Source organism: Ramlibacter sp. PS3R-8, from assembly GCF_037572435.1.
In the GTDB taxonomy this organism is placed as follows: domain Bacteria; phylum Pseudomonadota; class Gammaproteobacteria; order Burkholderiales; family Burkholderiaceae_C; genus Ramlibacter.
Genome location: NZ_JBBHGT010000001.1, coordinates 1,561,879 through 1,576,641, shown reverse-complemented (window position 1 = coordinate 1,576,641; position 14,763 = coordinate 1,561,879). Strand labels below are relative to the sequence as shown.

Below are 14,763 nucleotides of genomic sequence, written 5' to 3'. Positions count from 1 at the left end.
CCCCATGGCGGAGGCACTGCACGAGCTCTCCGCCCCCGCGCTGGTCGAGCTGTACCGCCGGCGGGAGGTCTCGCCGGTGGAAGTCGCCCGCAGCGTGCTGGGGCACGTGGAGCGCTGGGAGTACTACCTGCAGGCGCTCTACCTGCTGCGCCCCGACCTGGTGATGGACCAGGCGCGCGCCAGCGAGGCGCGCTGGCGCAAGGGCAAGCCGCTCGGCCTGATCGACGGCGTGCCGGTCACCATCAAGGACAACATCGCCACGCAGGGTGATCCGACGCCGCTGGGAACCGCTGCGGTCGAACTGGTCCCTGCGAGCGCGGACGCGCCGCCCGCCGCGCGGGTGCGCGAGCACGGCGGCGTGGTGCTGGCCAAGACCACGATGCCCGACTACGGCATGCTGTCCTCCGGCCTCTCCAGCTTCCACAAGCTGGCGCGCAACCCGTGGGACCGCTCCAGGACGCCGGGTGGCTCGAGTGCCGGCGCCGGCGCGGCGGCCGCGGCAGGCTACGGGCCGCTGCACATCGGCACCGACATCGGCGGCTCGCTGCGCCTGCCCGCCGGCTGGTGCGGCATCTTCACGCTCAAGCCCAGCCTGGGCCGCGTGCCGATCGATCCGCCCTACATGGGACGCGCTGCCGGACCCATGACGCGCACGGTGGCCGATGCCGCGCTGTTCATGCAGGTGCTGTCGGGCGCCGACGAGCGCGACAGCATGAACCTGCCGCCGCAGGACATCGCGTGGGGCAGCTTCGACGCCGGCGTCGAGCGGCTGCGGGGCCTGCGCATCGGGTTGCTGCTGGACGCCGGTTGCGGCCTGCCCGTGGAGAGGGAAGTGCGCGCGGCCATCGAGCGCGCCGGCGCCCTGTTCGAGCGCGCGGGCGCGGTCGTCGCGCCGATGAAGCCGTTCATGACGCAAGGGATGCTGGACGGGCTGGACCACTTCTGGCGCATGCGCTCGCACGTGGACATGAAGATGCTGCCCGCCGCCACCAGGGCGCGCGTGCTGCCGTATATCCGCAAGTGGGCGGACAGCGCGGCCGGCATGTCCGGCGAGGAGGTGTTCCGCGCCTTCCACCAGTTCCACCTGACGCGCGTGACCACCATCAACGCGTGCCGCGCGTTCGACTACGTCATCTCGCCGGTGTCCCCGGTGCCCGCATTCGCGGCGGAACTGCCTTCGCCCACCAACGATCCGCTGCGGCCGCTGGAGCACATCGGCTTCACCGTTCCGTTCAACATGTCGGAGCAACCCGCTGCATCGATCAACTGCGGCTACACCGCCACGGGCCTGCCCATCGGCCTGCAGATCGCGGGCAAGCGCTTCGACGACCTCGGCGTACTGCAGGTGGCACGCGCCTTCGAGCTGATTCGCGAGGCGCAGCGGCCGTGGCCGCAACCGCCTTCCGAAGCCATCCACCATGTCGACTGATGCGCTCGGCAACACCGTCACGCTGCAGCACGCGGCAAGCCTCGGGTCGCTGAACGCGTTCGTCGAAGGCTTCATCGCCAGTGAGGCGCGGGCAGTGGACATCCTGCAGGCGCAGCAGGACCCGAGCCCCATCGTCCAGGCGTACTGCGCGGCCTTGCACATGTTCGCGGAAAGCCTCGATGCGGCGGCGAATGCACGGCCGTTCCTCGAGCGCGCGCAGGCCGGCTCGACCGGCGTCACGGAGCGTGAGCAGCGATTCATCGCCGCGGTGGCGGCATGGGTGGACGGCGACGTGCCGCGTTCCATCGCGTTGCTGGAAGAGCAGGCGCGCCTGTTCCCGCGCGACCTGGTGTCACTGAAGCTCGCGCAATACCACCTGTTCAATCGCGGCGACGCGACGGGCATGCTGCGCGTGGCCCTGCACGCCGCGTCCGCGGCCGCCGACGTGCCGTACCTGCATGGCATGCTGGCCTTTGCCTGGGAGCAGTGCCACTTCCTCGACCAGGCCGAAGAATGCGCGCGCCGCGCCATCGCGATGCGCCGCAAGGAGCCGTGGGCCCACCACGCGCTGGCGCACGTGATGCTGACGCAGGGCCGCCTTTCCGAAGGCCGCGCCTTCCTGCACGAGGTGAGCCCCACGTGGACCGGCCTGAACTCGTTCATGGTCACGCACAACTGGTGGCACCAGGCGCTGTTCGCGCTGGACCTGGACCACGGCGACGAAGTGCTGGCCATCTACGACCGCCACGTCTGGGCGGAGGTCAAGGAGTACAGCCAGGACCAGGTGAATGCGGTGTCGCTGCTGGCGCGCATGGAACTGGCGGGCATGGACGTCGGCGACCGCTGGAGCGACCTGGGCGACCACCTCTCCCGCCGGGCGCACGACCACGTGCTGCCGTTCCTCGACCTGCAGTATCTCTACGGGCTGGCACGAGCGGGTCGCGTGGAGGAAGCACGCGGGTGGCTGGCCAGCATCGAGCGGCACGCCATGACCGTGCCGCCGGACGACGCGGTGACCTGGCGTCGCGTTGGCGTGCCGGTCGCACGCGGATTGCTCGCGCATGCGACGGGCGACTTCAAGACGGCGGTCGAGGCACTGGGCCATGCCTTGCCGCGGATGGTGGAGATCGGCGGCAGCCACGCGCAACGCGACCTGTTCTCCCAGATCCACCTGGATGCGATGCTGAGGAGCGGCCACGCGAGCGGCGCGCAGAACATCCTGCAGCCCCTGGTCAACGCGCAACCGGAATCGAAACGCCTGCAGCGGCAGGCGCGCAAGCTCTATGCGTCGCTCGGCTTGAGCAACTTCTGCTGATCGTAGACAGGCTGCGGCGGCAGGTCCGCCAGGTGGCGCGTGTCCGCCCAATCCAGGATGTCGATGCCGTCGTCGCGCACGCGGATGCGGTTGAAGCCCGCGTTCGGGATGTCGCTCTGTCGCGGACCGTTCAGGCCGAGCGATCGCGCGGTGCGGTAGATCATGTCCAGAACGCCGCCGTGCGTGACCACCACCACGCGCTGCTTGCGATGCTTCACGACCACCCGTTGCACCGCCTCCATCACGCGCGCATGGAAGGCGCGGGTGGATTCGCCGTCGGGCATCGCAAAATCTTCCTCGAACCGCAACCAGCCCGCCCACGCCTCGGGGTGGTCGCGCTGGATGTCGTCCACGCGCATGCCGTCGACGCGACCGAAGCTCTGTTCCCGCAGGCCGCTCTCGGGCACGGGCTGCAGCGCCAGTTCCCCGGCGATCGGTTCGGCCGTCTGGCGCGCCCGCAGCAGGTCGCTGACGTACACCGCATCCGCCTTCTGGCCGGCCATGCGCGCGGCCAGGCGGCGGGCCTGCTCCAGGCCGATGGCGTTGAGGGCGACGTTCACGTGCCCCTGGAAGCGCAGTTCCCGGTTCATGTCGGTTTCGCCGTGGCGGATCAGCACCAGTTCGGTCATATCGCGTCCTGCATGCATCCATTATCCGGGGCGCCCTCCCGATGCAGAATGCACCGAATGGCCGAAGCGTCGCTTTTTGCACACCGATGACCCGATTGATCCTCCTTCCCGGGCTGGCCAGCAACGAAGCCCTGTGGCGCGCGCAGCGCGAGGCCCTGGCGCCGTGGTCGCCCCACGTCACGGACGTGCACACGCGCGAGGACAGCATCCCCGCGATGGCCGCAGCGCTGCTGCGCGAGCACGCCGGGCCGCTGGTGCTTTGCGGCGCCTCGATGGGCGGGATGATTGCCATGGAAGCTGCGCGGCAGGCGCCCGAACGCATCGCCGGCCTGGCCCTGCTGGGCACCGACGCGCGGCCCGACTCACCGATGATGATCGCGTTGCGGACCAACGCGATCACGACCTTTGCGCAGGGACGCGTGCGCGAGGTGATCGAGCCGAACATCGCCTTCGCGTTCCACCCGGACCATGCGCAGGCGCTGGCGGGCAGTTACCTGGACTTCGTGCTCGCAGCCGGCGCCGACCAGTTGATCCGTCAGAACCGCGCCGTGATCGCGCGGCCCGATGCGCGGGTGCACTTGCCGCAGGTGCGTCATCCCGTGCTGGTGATGTGCGGCGACACCGACCAGCTGACGCCGCCGGAGCGGTCGCAGGAGATTGCGGCCTTGATACCGCAGGCGCGGCTGGTGATGGTGCCGCGTTGCGGGCACATGCTGACGATGGAGCGGCCGGACGTGGTGAACGCGGTGCTGGTGGAGTGGCTCTCCACCGTCATTCCCGCAGTCCAGGACTCCCCGCCTCGTTGATGGCGGGGTCGCTTCGCGAACCCGCCCTACGGGGAGGCGGGAAACGACCCCATGCGCGGCCGGAAGGCGGGACTCCGTAGGGCGGGTTCGCGAAGCGACCCCGCCATGCGCGCCCGGCTACTCCCGCCCCAGGCTTTTCACCTTCTCGATCAGCCGCTGCTGCACGCTCGCCGAGACGAACTGGTGGACCTCGCCGCCCAGGACGGCGATTTCGCGCACGAAGGTGCTGCTGATGAACTGGTACTTGTCGCTCGGGGTCAGGAACACGGTTTCCACCTCCGGCATCAGGTGGCGGTTCATGCCGGCCAGCTGGAATTCGTAGTCGAAGTCGGTGACGGCCCGCACGCCGCGCACCATCGCCTTGCCGCCGCGCGCCACGACGAAGTCGCGCACCAGCCCCGAGAAACCCTCCACGGTCACCTGCGGATAGTCCTTCAAGGCATCGCGCGCCATCTCGATGCGCTCCTGCAGCGTGAACAGCGACTTCTTGTGGTGACCCGCGGCGACCGCCACGATCAGGCGGCCGAACAACTGGCTGGCCCGATGCACCACGTCCTCGTGGCCCAGCGTCATGGGATCGAAAGTGCCGGGGTAGACGGCGATCACGTCGCTGGCCATGGAAGTCTCCTCATCGCCCGGGGGCGGACGGGCCGGTTGTTGCGCCGCATTATGCAATGCGCCGTAACAGGTGCCCGTGGACCATGCCGGCCTTCATGTGGCGCACCACTTCCAGCCCGTGCCGCGCCAGCGCATCGCCTTGCCACGCGGCCGGCGCCTCGAGATAGATCACGCCTTCGGGCGCCAGTGGCCTGCAAGCTGCCGCCAACGCCTTGTCGAACAGGTCGGCATCGAAAGGCGGATCCAGGAACACCAGGTCCACGCTCGCTGGCGGCAAGCCGGCCAGCACGCTCAGCGCGTTGCCTCGCTGCACCCGCACGCCGCCGGCATCCAGCTTCTGGATCACGGCGCGCAGCTGGTCGACCAGCGCACCTTCGCTCTCCACCAGCAGCACGTCGGTCGCCCCGCGCGAAGCGGCTTCGAGCCCCAGCGCGCCGGTGCCCGCGAAAGCATCGACCACGCGCCAGCCCGCAAGGTCGTGCCCCAGCCAGTTGAACAAGGTTTCGCGCACCCGGTCAGGGGTCGGCCGCAGGCCGGGCCGGTCCGCCACGTCCAGCTTCGTTCGCTTCCAGATGCCGCCGATGATGCGGACCTGGTGGGGGAGGGAGCGGCGGGCGGGCGAGGTGGGGCGCGGCATCCGGCGAGCTTACCCGCGCCCGCTTTCCCCGCTGGCGAGGCTACTCGGTCGGCGGCTTGGGAGGAGCTTCCGACACCAGGACCGCCGCCTTCAGCGCTGCCAGCCAAACCGCCCATAGCGATGGGTTGTGCCCTGCCTGGCCCGGGATACGCCCTTCGAGCATCTCCCAGGCACTCGACTCGGCGAAATAGGCTTTGTCACGGGCGTTGAGGGGAGGTGGCGTAGGCATAGTCCTACAGTAACCATTTGTTCAAAGCTCGTCCGTGCGCTGCCGCACACAAGCGGCGGATCGTCAGTAAAGTCGAAAGGATCCGCCGGGCGGCAGGCACGCCGGGAAAAAAAGGGGCACGGCGTTGAAACCGTGCCCCCGACTCTCTACTCCCTGTGTTGAATGCCTGGCGTCAAGGCCAGCGTGACAGCACATGTCCATTGTTCAGGGCCGGCGCGCGGATTGCACGCCGCACCCTGTCAGGATTGACAGGGTGGCATCCGTTTGGGTGAGGTCACTGTCGGACGGGCGCCACGGCGCCGCCCACGACCACCGTCACCATCCGGTCCGGCTGCAGCTTGCGAGCCATGGCAGCCTTGACGTCCGCCGCCGTGACACGCTCGATCTGCTGCGTCCACGTGTCCAGGTAGTTCAGCGGCAGGTCGTGCCAGGCGATGTTGGACAGGTTGTCCAGCAGCTTGCGGTTGCTGTCGATGCGCAGGGCGAAGCCGCCGATGAGGAAGTCCTTGGCGGCCTTGAGCTCCTCCGCTGTCGGCCCCTCCGCGACGAAGCTGCGCACGACGTCGCGCGACACCTGCACCGCCTGCGCGGCTTGGTCGGGCCGCGTCTGCAGGCCCAGGGTGAAGGCGCCGGCGTGCAGGCCCGGGTTGAAGTAGCTGTAGACGCTGTAGCTCAGGCCCCGCTTTTGCCGCACCTCGTTGGACAGGCGCGAGACGAAGCCGCCGCCGCCCAGGATGTAGTTGCCCACCATCAGCGCGAAGAAGTCGGGGTCGCTGCGCTTGTACCCGGGCTGGCCGATCAGGACATGCGCCTGGGCCGAGGCAAACGGGATGTTGCGTTCCGCGGAGGCGGCGAGCGCGGCGATCTCCGGCACCGGGGGCAAGGGCTGGCACGTCGCCGCCGGCAGCCGGGACAGCAGCGTCGTGGCAAGCTGGTCCGCCTGCGCCCGGTTGACGGCGCCCACGATGCTCACCTTGGCGCGGCACGGCTGCACGACGCGATAGAAGTTGCGCATGTCCTGCACGGTGATGCGCGCCAAGGATTCCTCGGTGGTTTCGAACCCGTACGGATGGCCGCTGTACACGGCCTGGATGAAGGCGCGATTGGCGATCGTGCCGGGTCGCGTGTTCGCTTCGCGGATCGCGGCCGCAATGCGCTGGCGTTCACGCTGCCACACCGCGTCCGGAAACACGGGCTCACCCAGCTGGCGCGCGCCCAGCGCGGCCGCTTTCGCGAGCAGGTCCGGATAGGTCAGCGAACGGAACGTGAAACTCATGCGGTCGCTGCCGGCGCCGCCGCCGAAGGAAGCGCCGAGGTCGGCCCACGCCTCACTGAGCTGGTTCTCGTCCAGCGCCGGTTGGCCGTTGCGGGCTTCGATGCCCTTGGACGTCATGTCCGCGGTGATCGAAGCCAGCCCCGCCTTGTCGGCCGGATCGCGGCGGTCGCCGGCGTCGAAGTCGATCTGCACGTCCACCATCGGCAGGCTCGGGCTTTCGACCAGCCACACCTGCGCGCCCGAGGGCTGCTGCCATTTCTGGATCGGCAAGGCGGCGGCCGCAGGGCCGGCGACGGCCAGGGCGACGAGGGCGGGAAGGGCGCAGCGCGCCAGCAGGGAAATCATGCGCATGGCGGTGGTCCTTAGTGGCGGGTCTGCACGGCGGGCTGGCGCGGCTTGCGGTTCGGGTCCACCGGCAGTGGCCGCAGGATGCCCACGGACAACTGGTCGTCGCCGAAGTAGCGGGCGGCCACCGACTTCACCTGGTCGGCCGTCACTTCGCCCAGGCGCTGCATCAGCAGCTCACCCGCGTTCAGCGGCAGCCCGAGCAGCCAGGCGTTGCCCAGTTCACGCGCCTGGCTCATCACCGAATCCAGCTTGTAGATCTCGCCGGCGATCCAGCGCGTCTTCACGCGCTGCAGTTCGGCCTCGGTCACGCCATCACGCGCCACGCGCGCCACCTCCGCGCGCAGCGCCGCTTCCACCTGTTCCGGCGTCTTGCCCTTGGCCGGTACGCCCGCCAGCGTGAACAGTTGCGGGCCGCGGCCCCACAGGCCGTTGCTGGCATCCACGGCGTCGGCGACGCGGTCGGCGGCTTGCGTGAGCGCGCGGCCGAGGCGTGCGCCTTCGTAGCCATCGAGCACCGCGGACAGCACCGTCAGCGCAAGCGCATCGGTGTTCTCCGGCGTGCGCTCGAAGCTGCGCATCTGCGGCACCTTGAACGCGAGACCGATGTAGGCCTGGTCCGCCGGCGCCTTGAACTCCATGCGGCGGATGCCGGCCTGCTCGGTTTCCTCGCGCGGCTTGCGCGGCGGCACGGCGCGCGCCGGGATGCTGCCGTAGTATTTTTCGACCAGCTGCCGGACCTGCTGGGGATCGACATCGCCGGCCACGACGACCGCCGCATTGGCCGGCACGTACCACTTGCGGAAGAACTCGCGCGCATCGTCGGGCGTCAGCGACTCCAGGTCGCTCATCCAGCCCACCACGGGCCGGCGGTAGGGCGAGGTCTGGAACACGACGCCGCTCAGCTGCTCGTACATCTGCGCGCGCGGGTTGTCGTCGGTGCGCGAGCGGCGCTCCTCCTTGACCACTTCGAGCTCGCGCTTGAACTCGTCGTCGGCCCACTTGTTGTTGGCGAAGCGGTCGGCCTCCAGCCGGATCACCTCCTCCAGCCCGCCGGCCGGGATCTGCTGGAAGTAGCCGGTCTGGTCGCGCGTGGTGAAGGCGTTCTCGCGGCCGCCGAGCGCCGCCACCTTGCGGGAAAACTCGCCCGGCGTGGTGGTCGGCGTGCCCTTGAACATCATGTGTTCCAGGACGTGGGCGACGCCGGTGGTGCCATCCACTTCGTCCATCGCACCGACGCGCACGTACAGCATGTGCACCGCGGTCGGTGCGCGGCGATCCGGCTTGACGATCAGCGTCAGGCCGTTGGCCAGCTGGAACTGCTGCGGCTTTTCCTGGTTGGGCGCGGGGCCGGTGATCTGGGCCTGGGCGGGGGTGAAAAGGATCGCCAGGGATGAGGTGAGGGCAAGGAGGAAAGACCGGAAGTGCTGTTTCATAGAATCGTGTGATTCTAGAAACTCCCCTGATGTTCAGCTTCTTCCGGAAAAAACCTCCGGCACCCCCTCCTCCCGCCCCCGCCACCGCACCCGCGGCCGTGGTCGAACCCGCATCCAGCCCAGCCGTGCCGGCCGCAGCCGCGCCGGCCCCAGCCCCGGCCCCCGCGCCTGCCGCCAGCCCCGCTCCGCCAGCCCGGGGCGGGTTGATCGGCAGCGCACTGGTGGCGCCGCTGGAGATCCCCACCGCCCCGGCGATCCCGCCGGAGCGCCAGGGTTGGATGGACCGCCTTTCGGCCGGCCTGCGCAAGACCGGCTCCAGCATCTCGCAGGTGTTCACCGGCGCGCAGATCGACGACGCGCTGTACGACGAGCTGGAGACCGCGCTGCTGCTCGCCGACACCGGCGTGGGCGCGACCGAGTACCTGCTCGACGAGGTCAAGCGCAAGGTGGCGGCCTCGGGCGCCACGCGCCCGGTGCAGGCCAAGAACATCCTGGTCGATGCATTGACCACCTTGCTGCGGCCGCTGGAGCGGCAGCTCACGATCGGCGAGCACCAGCCCACCGTGATCATGGTCGCGGGCGTCAATGGCGCCGGCAAGACCACCTCGATCGGCAAGCTCACCAAGCACCTCGCCGACTCCGGCGAGACGGTGCTGCTGGCCGCCGCGGACACCTTCCGTGCCGCCGCGCGCGAGCAGCTTGCGGTCTGGGCCGACCGCAACAAGGTGGAGATCGTCAGCCAGGAAGGTGGCGACCCGGCGGCCGTGAGCTTCGACGCGGTGACTGCGGGCAAGGCACGCCGCAAGGGCGTGGTGATCGTCGACACGGCGGGGCGGCTGCCGACGCAACTGCACCTGATGGAGGAGCTGCGCAAGATCAAGCGGGTGGTCGCCAAGGCGGAGCCGAGCGCCCCGCACGAGGTGCTGCTGGTGATCGACGGCAACACCGGCCAGAACGCCTTGCAGCAGGTGAAGGCCTTCGACGGCGTGCTGCAGCTCACGGGCCTGATCGTCACCAAACTGGATGGCACCGCCAAGGGCGGGGTGCTGGCCGCCATCGCGCAGGAAAAGCCGGTGCCGGTGTATTTCATCGGCGTGGGCGAGAAGCTGGAGGACCTGGAGACGTTCAGCGCGCGGGAATTTGCGCTGGCGCTGCTGTCGTAGCAGGGACGCCGGGGTCGCCTCCGGCGAACCCGGCCTACGGCAGTTGCATTCGTTCGCAGGCCGGGTTGCGCTCGTTCGTACCGGGCTGCGCTCGTTCGTACACCGGGCTGCGCTCGTTCGTAGGCCGGGTTGCGCGAAGCGCACCCCGGCGTCACCGGACCTCCACCTCCCCCAGCACCCAGTCGAAGTACGCTGGACTCGCCCGCATCTTCACCACCAGGAACTGCGGCACTTCGTAAGGGTGCAGTTCGGTGAACAAGGCCTGCAGCGCGGCCTCGCACCGCGGCAGGGTCTTGATCACCAGCCGCGCCTCGGTGTCCTCGCAAAGCTGCCCCTCCCAGCGGTAGAAGGATTGCAGCCCCTCTTCCACCTGCACGCACGCCGCCAGCCGCCGCTCCACGATGACGCGGGCCAGCGTATCCGCGTCGCGGCGCGACCCGACCGTCGTGGTCACGCTCAGAATGTCCGCTTCTTTACAGTCTTCCATGGCCGCCGGCTCCCAGAATGGGCGCATTGTCCGTCGCAGGAGCCCCGCATGCCCCCCACCCTGGCCGAAGCCACCGGCCCCTCCCCGGCCACCCGCAAGGTGGACCAGCTGCTCGCCCACTACGGCGAGAGCCACCGCCATCCCACCAACGAGCGGATCCACTTCGTCGCCATCCCGCTGATCATGCTCAGCCTGCTCGGGCTGCTGTTCGCGGCGCATCCGTGGGCGGCCTATGCCTTCGCCGCGGCCAGCATGGTCTATTACGCGCGGCTGTCGATCGTGTTCCTGCTGGCGATGGCGGCGCTGTCCCTGCTGGGCCTGGCGCTCGTCCACGCCATGGGTGAGCACGTACTCATCATCTCCGCGGCGATCTTCGTCGGCGCCTGGATCGCCCAGTTCGTCGGCCACAAGCTCGAGGGCAAGAAGCCCAGCTTCTTCGAAGACTTGCAATACCTCTGGGTCGGCCCCATCTTCGTGCTGAGCAAGCTGTTCCTGAAGCTCGGGATCCGCTGGTAGACGGCGACCCGAGGGCGGCTCGCCCCCCGCTCAGCAGGCGTTACCGACTCCGGGTCGGCACCCACGCCTACGGAACCCTTTGCTTAGCAGTCCCTCTAACAGAGTGCTAATATTTACCGAGCAAAAGGAGTTCCGGTCTATGTCCTCACTTGTTGGAGCCTCTGGTACCACGGCTTTGGCGGTCGCCAACCCCTGGGCCGTCGTTCCGTCGCTGGGCAACCTGGACGCGTACATCTCGGCGGTCAACCGGCTGCCGATGCTGACCCTCCAGGAAGAGCAGGAGTTCGCCCGTAAGCTGAAGGACGACAACGACCTCGAAGCTGCGGGGAAGCTCGTCCTGTCGCACCTGCGCCTGGTGGTTTCCGTTTCCCGCAAGTACCTGGGCTACGGCCTGCCGCACGGCGACCTGATCCAGGAAGGCAACATCGGCCTGATGAAGGCGGTCAAGCGCTTCGACCCGGACCAGGGCGTTCGCCTGGTGAGCTACGCGCTGCACTGGATTCGCGCGGAGATCCACGAATACATCCTGAAGAACTGGCGCATGGTGAAGGTCGCGACGACCAAGTCCCAGCGCAAGCTGTTCTTCAACCTGCGTTCCATGAAGCAGGGGTTCAAGGACGACGCCGATGCCCAGACGCACCGCGACACGCTGAGCGACGCCCAGATCGAGACGATGGCGCGCGAGCTGAACGTCAAGCGCGAGGAAGTCACCGAGATGGAAACGCGCATGTCGGGCGGCGACGTGATGCTCGACCCGGGCCCGGCCGACGACGGCGAAGAGGGCTTCGGTCCCATCGCCTACCTGGCCGACGCCAGCCACGAGCCGACCGCCCAACTGGAAAGCCGCCAGCGCGACGCCATGGCCACCTCCGGCATCGCCTCCGCGCTGGAGCAGCTCGATGCGCGCAGCCGCCGCATCGTGGAGGAGCGCTGGCTGAAGGTCAACGACGACGGCTCCGGCGGCATGACGCTGCACGAGCTGGCGGCCGACTACGGCGTTTCCGCCGAGCGCATCCGCCAGATCGAGGTGGCCGCGATGAAGAAGATGAAGAAGGCGCTCGCCGCTTACGCGTAAGAGACCGCCTCCGATCGAAAGCCCGGTTCCGCCGGGCTTTTTTTTGTTGTATCGGCGCGCTAAGCGGGCTGCTGGGGCCGCTTGAAGGTGCCGCCTCCCCTGTCGCGCTGGGACAATGCATCCCATATGAGGAGGAGTGTCTTGCGCGCCGTTGGCGCGGTCTTGCTGTGGCTGGTGTCTTCCTGGGGTTGCGTGTACGCCGCCGGGAACGGGGAAGCCGTCGCGCCCGCCCAGCCCCCCACCATCGTGCTTGGCGGGGACGCCTCGGTCAGCCTGAACCGGCAGAGCGTCTACTGGGCGGATGCGCTGGGCCAGCGCCTGATCGACCAGGTGGAGGCGGGCGCCAACGCGGTGCCGTGGCGGTTGCGCACGCGAGACCAGCAAAGCTGGCCGGCCGGCGGCTCCCTGTGGGTGATGTTCGAGGCCACGGTGCCGCGCGGCGAGCGCTGGTACCTGGAGACTGGCGCCGCCATCCACGACAACCTGCAGTTCTTCCACCGCGACCGCTCCGGCGCCTGGGTGGTGCAGCAAGCCGGCACCGACATGCCGTCGGCGATCTGGTCCGTTCCCGGGCGGCTGCCCACCTTCCAGCTCGCCTCCGACGATCCCGCCCCGATCCGCTACTGGCTGCGCGTGGACGACGCGCAGACGGAATTCGTGTCGCCCTTGCGGCTGGTGCGGTCCGACAAGCTTCGCTCGCAGCGCGAGGCGGAGCAGTTCCTGTTCGGCGCGTACTTCGGACTGGCGCTGCTGGTGTTCTGCGCATCCTTCGCCCATGGCGTGACCTACCGCGACAAGGCGTTCCTCGCCTTCGCGCTCTACATCGTGCTGCTGGCCTCCGGCCAGTTGGGGCGGGCCGGCGTCGGCGCTCAGCACTTCTGGCCCGAGTGGCTGGCATGGAACGGCACGCTGCTGTCGCTGTGGCCCGGCGCCGCCATGGCCGCCGGCCTCTGGTTCGTCAAGGTCGTGACCGATCCGGCACGCCTGTCACGCCGGCTGGACCTGGGCGTGTGGGCGCTCATCGCCGCGCTGCTCGCGGCTACCGCGTTGCACCTGGTGCTTCGCGGCCACAACAGCCTGAACCTCGTCGTCGCACTGACCGGGCTGGCCCTCGTGGCAGTGCTGTGCATGGTGGTGTGGGGCTGGAATGAAGGCCGGGAACGGCACCTCGCGCTGGTCGCGCTCGGCTTCGCGCCACTGGTGTTGCTGGCGCTCTTTCCGCTGGCGCGCACCTTCGGGCTGCTGCCGCCCAGCCTGCTGACGCGCTACGGCCTGTTCTTCGGCGCCGCGCTGCAACTGCCGATCCTGTATTACGCGCTGAACATCCGCCTGATGGCGCGTCGCGAGGGCGAACTGCGCGCCAGCGCCCTGTCCCGCAGCGACGCCCTGACGGGCCTGCCGCACCTGCAGGCGCTGGTGGAGCGCCTGGACACCAGCCTGGCCCATGCGCGCGGCCAGAAACAGCAGCTGGGCCTGATGGCCGTGCGCATCTCCAACCTGGACGCCATCGCGGAAGAATTCGGTGCCGAATATGCGGAGCGGGCCCTGGTGGTCGCCGCTTCGCACCTGCGGCGGGTGATCGTCGACTTCGACATGGCCGCGCGCGTCGGCGAGCGCGAGTTCGCGCTGCTGCTGGAAGCACCGGTGACGCCGCAGCTGGCCACGTCGCGCGCGCAGCAGGTGGTGGCCAGCGGCTTGCGCCAGGTGGAGGCGTTGCCGGCCGCGCTGACCCTGAAGTTCCACGTGGCCGTCGCCCTGCTGCCCGAGCCGCAGCTCGATGGGGCCGCCAGCCTGCGCTGGGTGATGGAAGGCCTGGACCAGTTGACGCCCGACACGCGCAAGCTGATCCGGCCGCTCAACTTCTAGCGCTGCCGGGGTCCGCTGCGCGGAACCCGGCCTACGATGTGCGGGCGTCCAATCGCAACCCCCGGTCCCGGCATGCGCGCTCCCCATCGCATCCCCCGGCCCCTGCATGCGCGCTCCCTATCGCATCCCCCGGCCCCGGCATGCGCGCGCCCCATCGCATCCCCCGGCCCCGGGCATGCGCGCGCCCAATCGCATCCTCCGGCCCCGGCATGCGCGCTCCCAATCGCATCCTCCGGCCTCGGCCTGCGCGCTCCCAATCGCATCCTCCGGCCTCGGCCTGCGCGCTCCCCATCGCAACTCCCGGCCCCGTAGGCCGGGTTCGGCGACAAGCCGACCCCGGCATCGTGCCTCACCCCTTGAGCAGCAACTTCAAGTCGTCCGCCAGCGCCTGCGCGCCGCCGCCATAGCGGCTGTACAGCCGCAGCCGGCCCTGCGGGTCGTAGATATAGCTGGCCGCCGAATGCTCCATCGTGTAGCCGCCGCCCTTCAAGTCCGCCTTCTTGTAGAACACCTTGAAGTCCTTGGCGACGGCGGCGGTCTGCTCCGGCGATCCGCGCAGGGCGACGAAGTCATTGCCGAAGTTCGCCACATAGGCTTTGAGCATTTCGGGCTTGTCGCGCTCGGGGTCCACCGTGACGAGCACGCCGACCACCTTGTCGCCGTCGGGGCCCAGCAGCTTCTTCGCCTGCGCGATCTCGCCCAGGGTCGTCGGACAGACATCCGGACACTGGGTGAAACCGAAGAACACGACCACCGCCTTGCCCTTGAAGTCCTGGATGCCGCGCATGCGGCCCTCCACGTCGGGCAACGGGAAATCCTTCGCATAGTCGGCGCCCGTGATGTCGACGGCCTTGAACTGCGGCTTGTTTTCGGCGCAGCCGGCGGCCAGGACGGCGGCGGAGCCCGCGAGGAGGAAGGAGCGGCGCTGCATGACGG

General features: G+C 69.2%; 14 protein-coding genes. 7 read left to right on the top strand and 7 right to left on the bottom strand.

All coding sequences use genetic code 11. The features are described 5' to 3' along the window. Nucleotides 1-4: 4 nt before the first annotated feature. Nucleotides 5-1,429 carry an amidase gene (locus WG902_RS07510; RefSeq protein ID WP_340059327.1) on the top strand — a complete coding sequence of 475 codons (1,425 nt, stop codon included), beginning with the start codon at nucleotides 5-7 and terminating at the stop codon, nucleotides 1,427-1,429. After that, nucleotides 1,419-2,744, top strand: coding sequence for a tetratricopeptide repeat protein (locus tag WG902_RS07505; protein ID WP_340059326.1), 1,326 nt, complete (start codon nucleotides 1,419-1,421; stop codon nucleotides 2,742-2,744). Before WG902_RS07510 ends, WG902_RS07505 begins: the two co-directional genes overlap by 11 nt. Here the strand turns inward: WG902_RS07505 and WG902_RS07500 are convergent. Then, a complete protein-coding gene (locus tag WG902_RS07500; protein WP_340059325.1) occupies nucleotides 2,711-3,373 on the bottom strand; it encodes a histidine phosphatase family protein in 663 nt (220 codons plus the stop codon). The genes WG902_RS07505 and WG902_RS07500 overlap by 34 nt on opposite strands. Nucleotides 3,374-3,459: 86 nt before the next feature. On the opposite strand from WG902_RS07500, the gene WG902_RS07495 reads away from it, so the two are divergent. Then, nucleotides 3,460-4,179, top strand: coding sequence for an alpha/beta fold hydrolase (locus WG902_RS07495; protein WP_340059324.1), 720 nt, complete (start codon nucleotides 3,460-3,462; stop codon nucleotides 4,177-4,179). 117 nt (nucleotides 4,180-4,296) lie between these two features. Here the strand turns inward: WG902_RS07495 and coaD are convergent, their stop codons facing one another. The 4 genes from coaD to WG902_RS07475 all read right to left on the bottom strand — a co-directional run bounded on the left by coaD (nucleotide 4,297) and on the right by WG902_RS07475 (nucleotide 8,720). Beyond that, nucleotides 4,297-4,797, bottom strand: coding sequence for a pantetheine-phosphate adenylyltransferase (gene coaD / locus WG902_RS07490; protein WP_340059323.1), 501 nt, complete (start codon nucleotides 4,795-4,797; stop codon nucleotides 4,297-4,299). A gap of 49 nt (nucleotides 4,798-4,846) precedes the next feature. Then, on the bottom strand, nucleotides 4,847-5,434 hold the full coding sequence (gene rsmD, locus WG902_RS07485) for a 16S rRNA (guanine(966)-N(2))-methyltransferase RsmD (RefSeq protein ID WP_340059322.1): 588 nt from the start codon (nucleotides 5,432-5,434) through the stop codon (nucleotides 4,847-4,849). A gap of 503 nt (nucleotides 5,435-5,937) precedes the next feature. After that, nucleotides 5,938-7,290 carry a M16 family metallopeptidase gene (locus WG902_RS07480; protein ID WP_340059321.1) on the bottom strand — a complete coding sequence of 451 codons (1,353 nt, stop codon included), beginning with the start codon at nucleotides 7,288-7,290 and terminating at the stop codon, nucleotides 5,938-5,940. A gap of 11 nt (nucleotides 7,291-7,301) precedes the next feature. Continuing rightward, nucleotides 7,302-8,720: a M16 family metallopeptidase gene (locus tag WG902_RS07475; protein ID WP_340059320.1), complete on the bottom strand. Its 1,419-nt coding sequence runs from the start codon at nucleotides 8,718-8,720 to the stop codon at nucleotides 7,302-7,304. 29 nt (nucleotides 8,721-8,749) lie between these two features. Between WG902_RS07475 and ftsY the strand changes: the two genes are divergently transcribed. Then, a complete protein-coding gene (ftsY, locus tag WG902_RS07470; protein ID WP_340059319.1) occupies nucleotides 8,750-9,883 on the top strand; it encodes a signal recognition particle-docking protein FtsY in 1,134 nt (377 codons plus the stop codon). Nucleotides 9,884-10,034: 151 nt separating this feature from the next. Here ftsY and cutA read toward each other — a convergent pair whose 3' ends face one another. Continuing rightward, nucleotides 10,035-10,337, bottom strand: a complete 303-nt coding sequence (cutA, locus tag WG902_RS07465; protein ID WP_340059318.1) for a divalent-cation tolerance protein CutA — start codon at nucleotides 10,335-10,337, stop codon at nucleotides 10,035-10,037. 81 nt (nucleotides 10,338-10,418) lie between these two features. Here cutA and WG902_RS07460 point away from each other — a divergent pair, with 81 nt between their 5' ends. The 3 genes from WG902_RS07460 to WG902_RS07450 all read left to right on the top strand — a co-directional run bounded on the left by WG902_RS07460 (nucleotide 10,419) and on the right by WG902_RS07450 (nucleotide 13,827). Further along, a complete protein-coding gene (locus WG902_RS07460; RefSeq protein WP_340059317.1) occupies nucleotides 10,419-10,886 on the top strand; it encodes an Mpo1 family 2-hydroxy fatty acid dioxygenase in 468 nt (155 codons plus the stop codon). Between the two features lie 139 nt (nucleotides 10,887-11,025). After that, complete coding sequence (gene rpoH / locus WG902_RS07455; RefSeq protein ID WP_340059316.1) at nucleotides 11,026-11,961, top strand: RNA polymerase sigma factor RpoH; 936 nt, start codon at nucleotides 11,026-11,028, stop codon at nucleotides 11,959-11,961. A gap of 141 nt (nucleotides 11,962-12,102) precedes the next feature. Continuing rightward, nucleotides 12,103-13,827, top strand: a complete 1,725-nt coding sequence (locus WG902_RS07450) for a sensor domain-containing diguanylate cyclase (protein WP_340059315.1) — start codon at nucleotides 12,103-12,105, stop codon at nucleotides 13,825-13,827. A 349-nt stretch (nucleotides 13,828-14,176) separates the two neighbouring features. Here WG902_RS07450 and WG902_RS07445 read toward each other — a convergent pair whose 3' ends face one another. After that, entirely contained in the window at nucleotides 14,177-14,758 is a 582-nt protein-coding gene (locus WG902_RS07445) for an SCO family protein (RefSeq protein WP_340059314.1), read from the bottom strand. Nucleotides 14,759-14,763 lie beyond the last annotated feature (5 nt).

What these genes read in the sequence shown, in the direction of transcription:
- WG902_RS07500 (WP_340059325.1), bottom strand. Translation starts at nt 3,373, where the DNA reads ATGACCGAACTGGTGCTGATCCGCCACGGCGAAACCGACATGAACCGG.
- WG902_RS07505 (WP_340059326.1), top strand. Translation starts at nt 1,419, where the DNA reads ATGTCGACTGATGCGCTCGGCAACACCGTCACGCTGCAGCACGCGGCA.
- rpoH (WP_340059316.1), top strand. Translation starts at nt 11,026, where the DNA reads ATGTCCTCACTTGTTGGAGCCTCTGGTACCACGGCTTTGGCGGTCGCC.
- WG902_RS07495 (WP_340059324.1), top strand. Translation starts at nt 3,460, where the DNA reads ATGACCCGATTGATCCTCCTTCCCGGGCTGGCCAGCAACGAAGCCCTG.
- WG902_RS07480 (WP_340059321.1), bottom strand. Translation starts at nt 7,290, where the DNA reads ATGCGCATGATTTCCCTGCTGGCGCGCTGCGCCCTTCCCGCCCTCGTC.
- coaD (WP_340059323.1), bottom strand. Translation starts at nt 4,797, where the DNA reads ATGGCCAGCGACGTGATCGCCGTCTACCCCGGCACTTTCGATCCCATG.
- WG902_RS07510 (WP_340059327.1), top strand. Translation starts at nt 5, where the DNA reads ATGGCGGAGGCACTGCACGAGCTCTCCGCCCCCGCGCTGGTCGAGCTG.
- ftsY (WP_340059319.1), top strand. Translation starts at nt 8,750, where the DNA reads ATGTTCAGCTTCTTCCGGAAAAAACCTCCGGCACCCCCTCCTCCCGCC.
- WG902_RS07460 (WP_340059317.1), top strand. Translation starts at nt 10,419, where the DNA reads ATGCCCCCCACCCTGGCCGAAGCCACCGGCCCCTCCCCGGCCACCCGC.
- WG902_RS07475 (WP_340059320.1), bottom strand. Translation starts at nt 8,720, where the DNA reads ATGAAACAGCACTTCCGGTCTTTCCTCCTTGCCCTCACCTCATCCCTG.
- rsmD (WP_340059322.1), bottom strand. Translation starts at nt 5,434, where the DNA reads ATGCCGCGCCCCACCTCGCCCGCCCGCCGCTCCCTCCCCCACCAGGTC.
- WG902_RS07445 (WP_340059314.1), bottom strand. Translation starts at nt 14,758, where the DNA reads ATGCAGCGCCGCTCCTTCCTCCTCGCGGGCTCCGCCGCCGTCCTGGCC.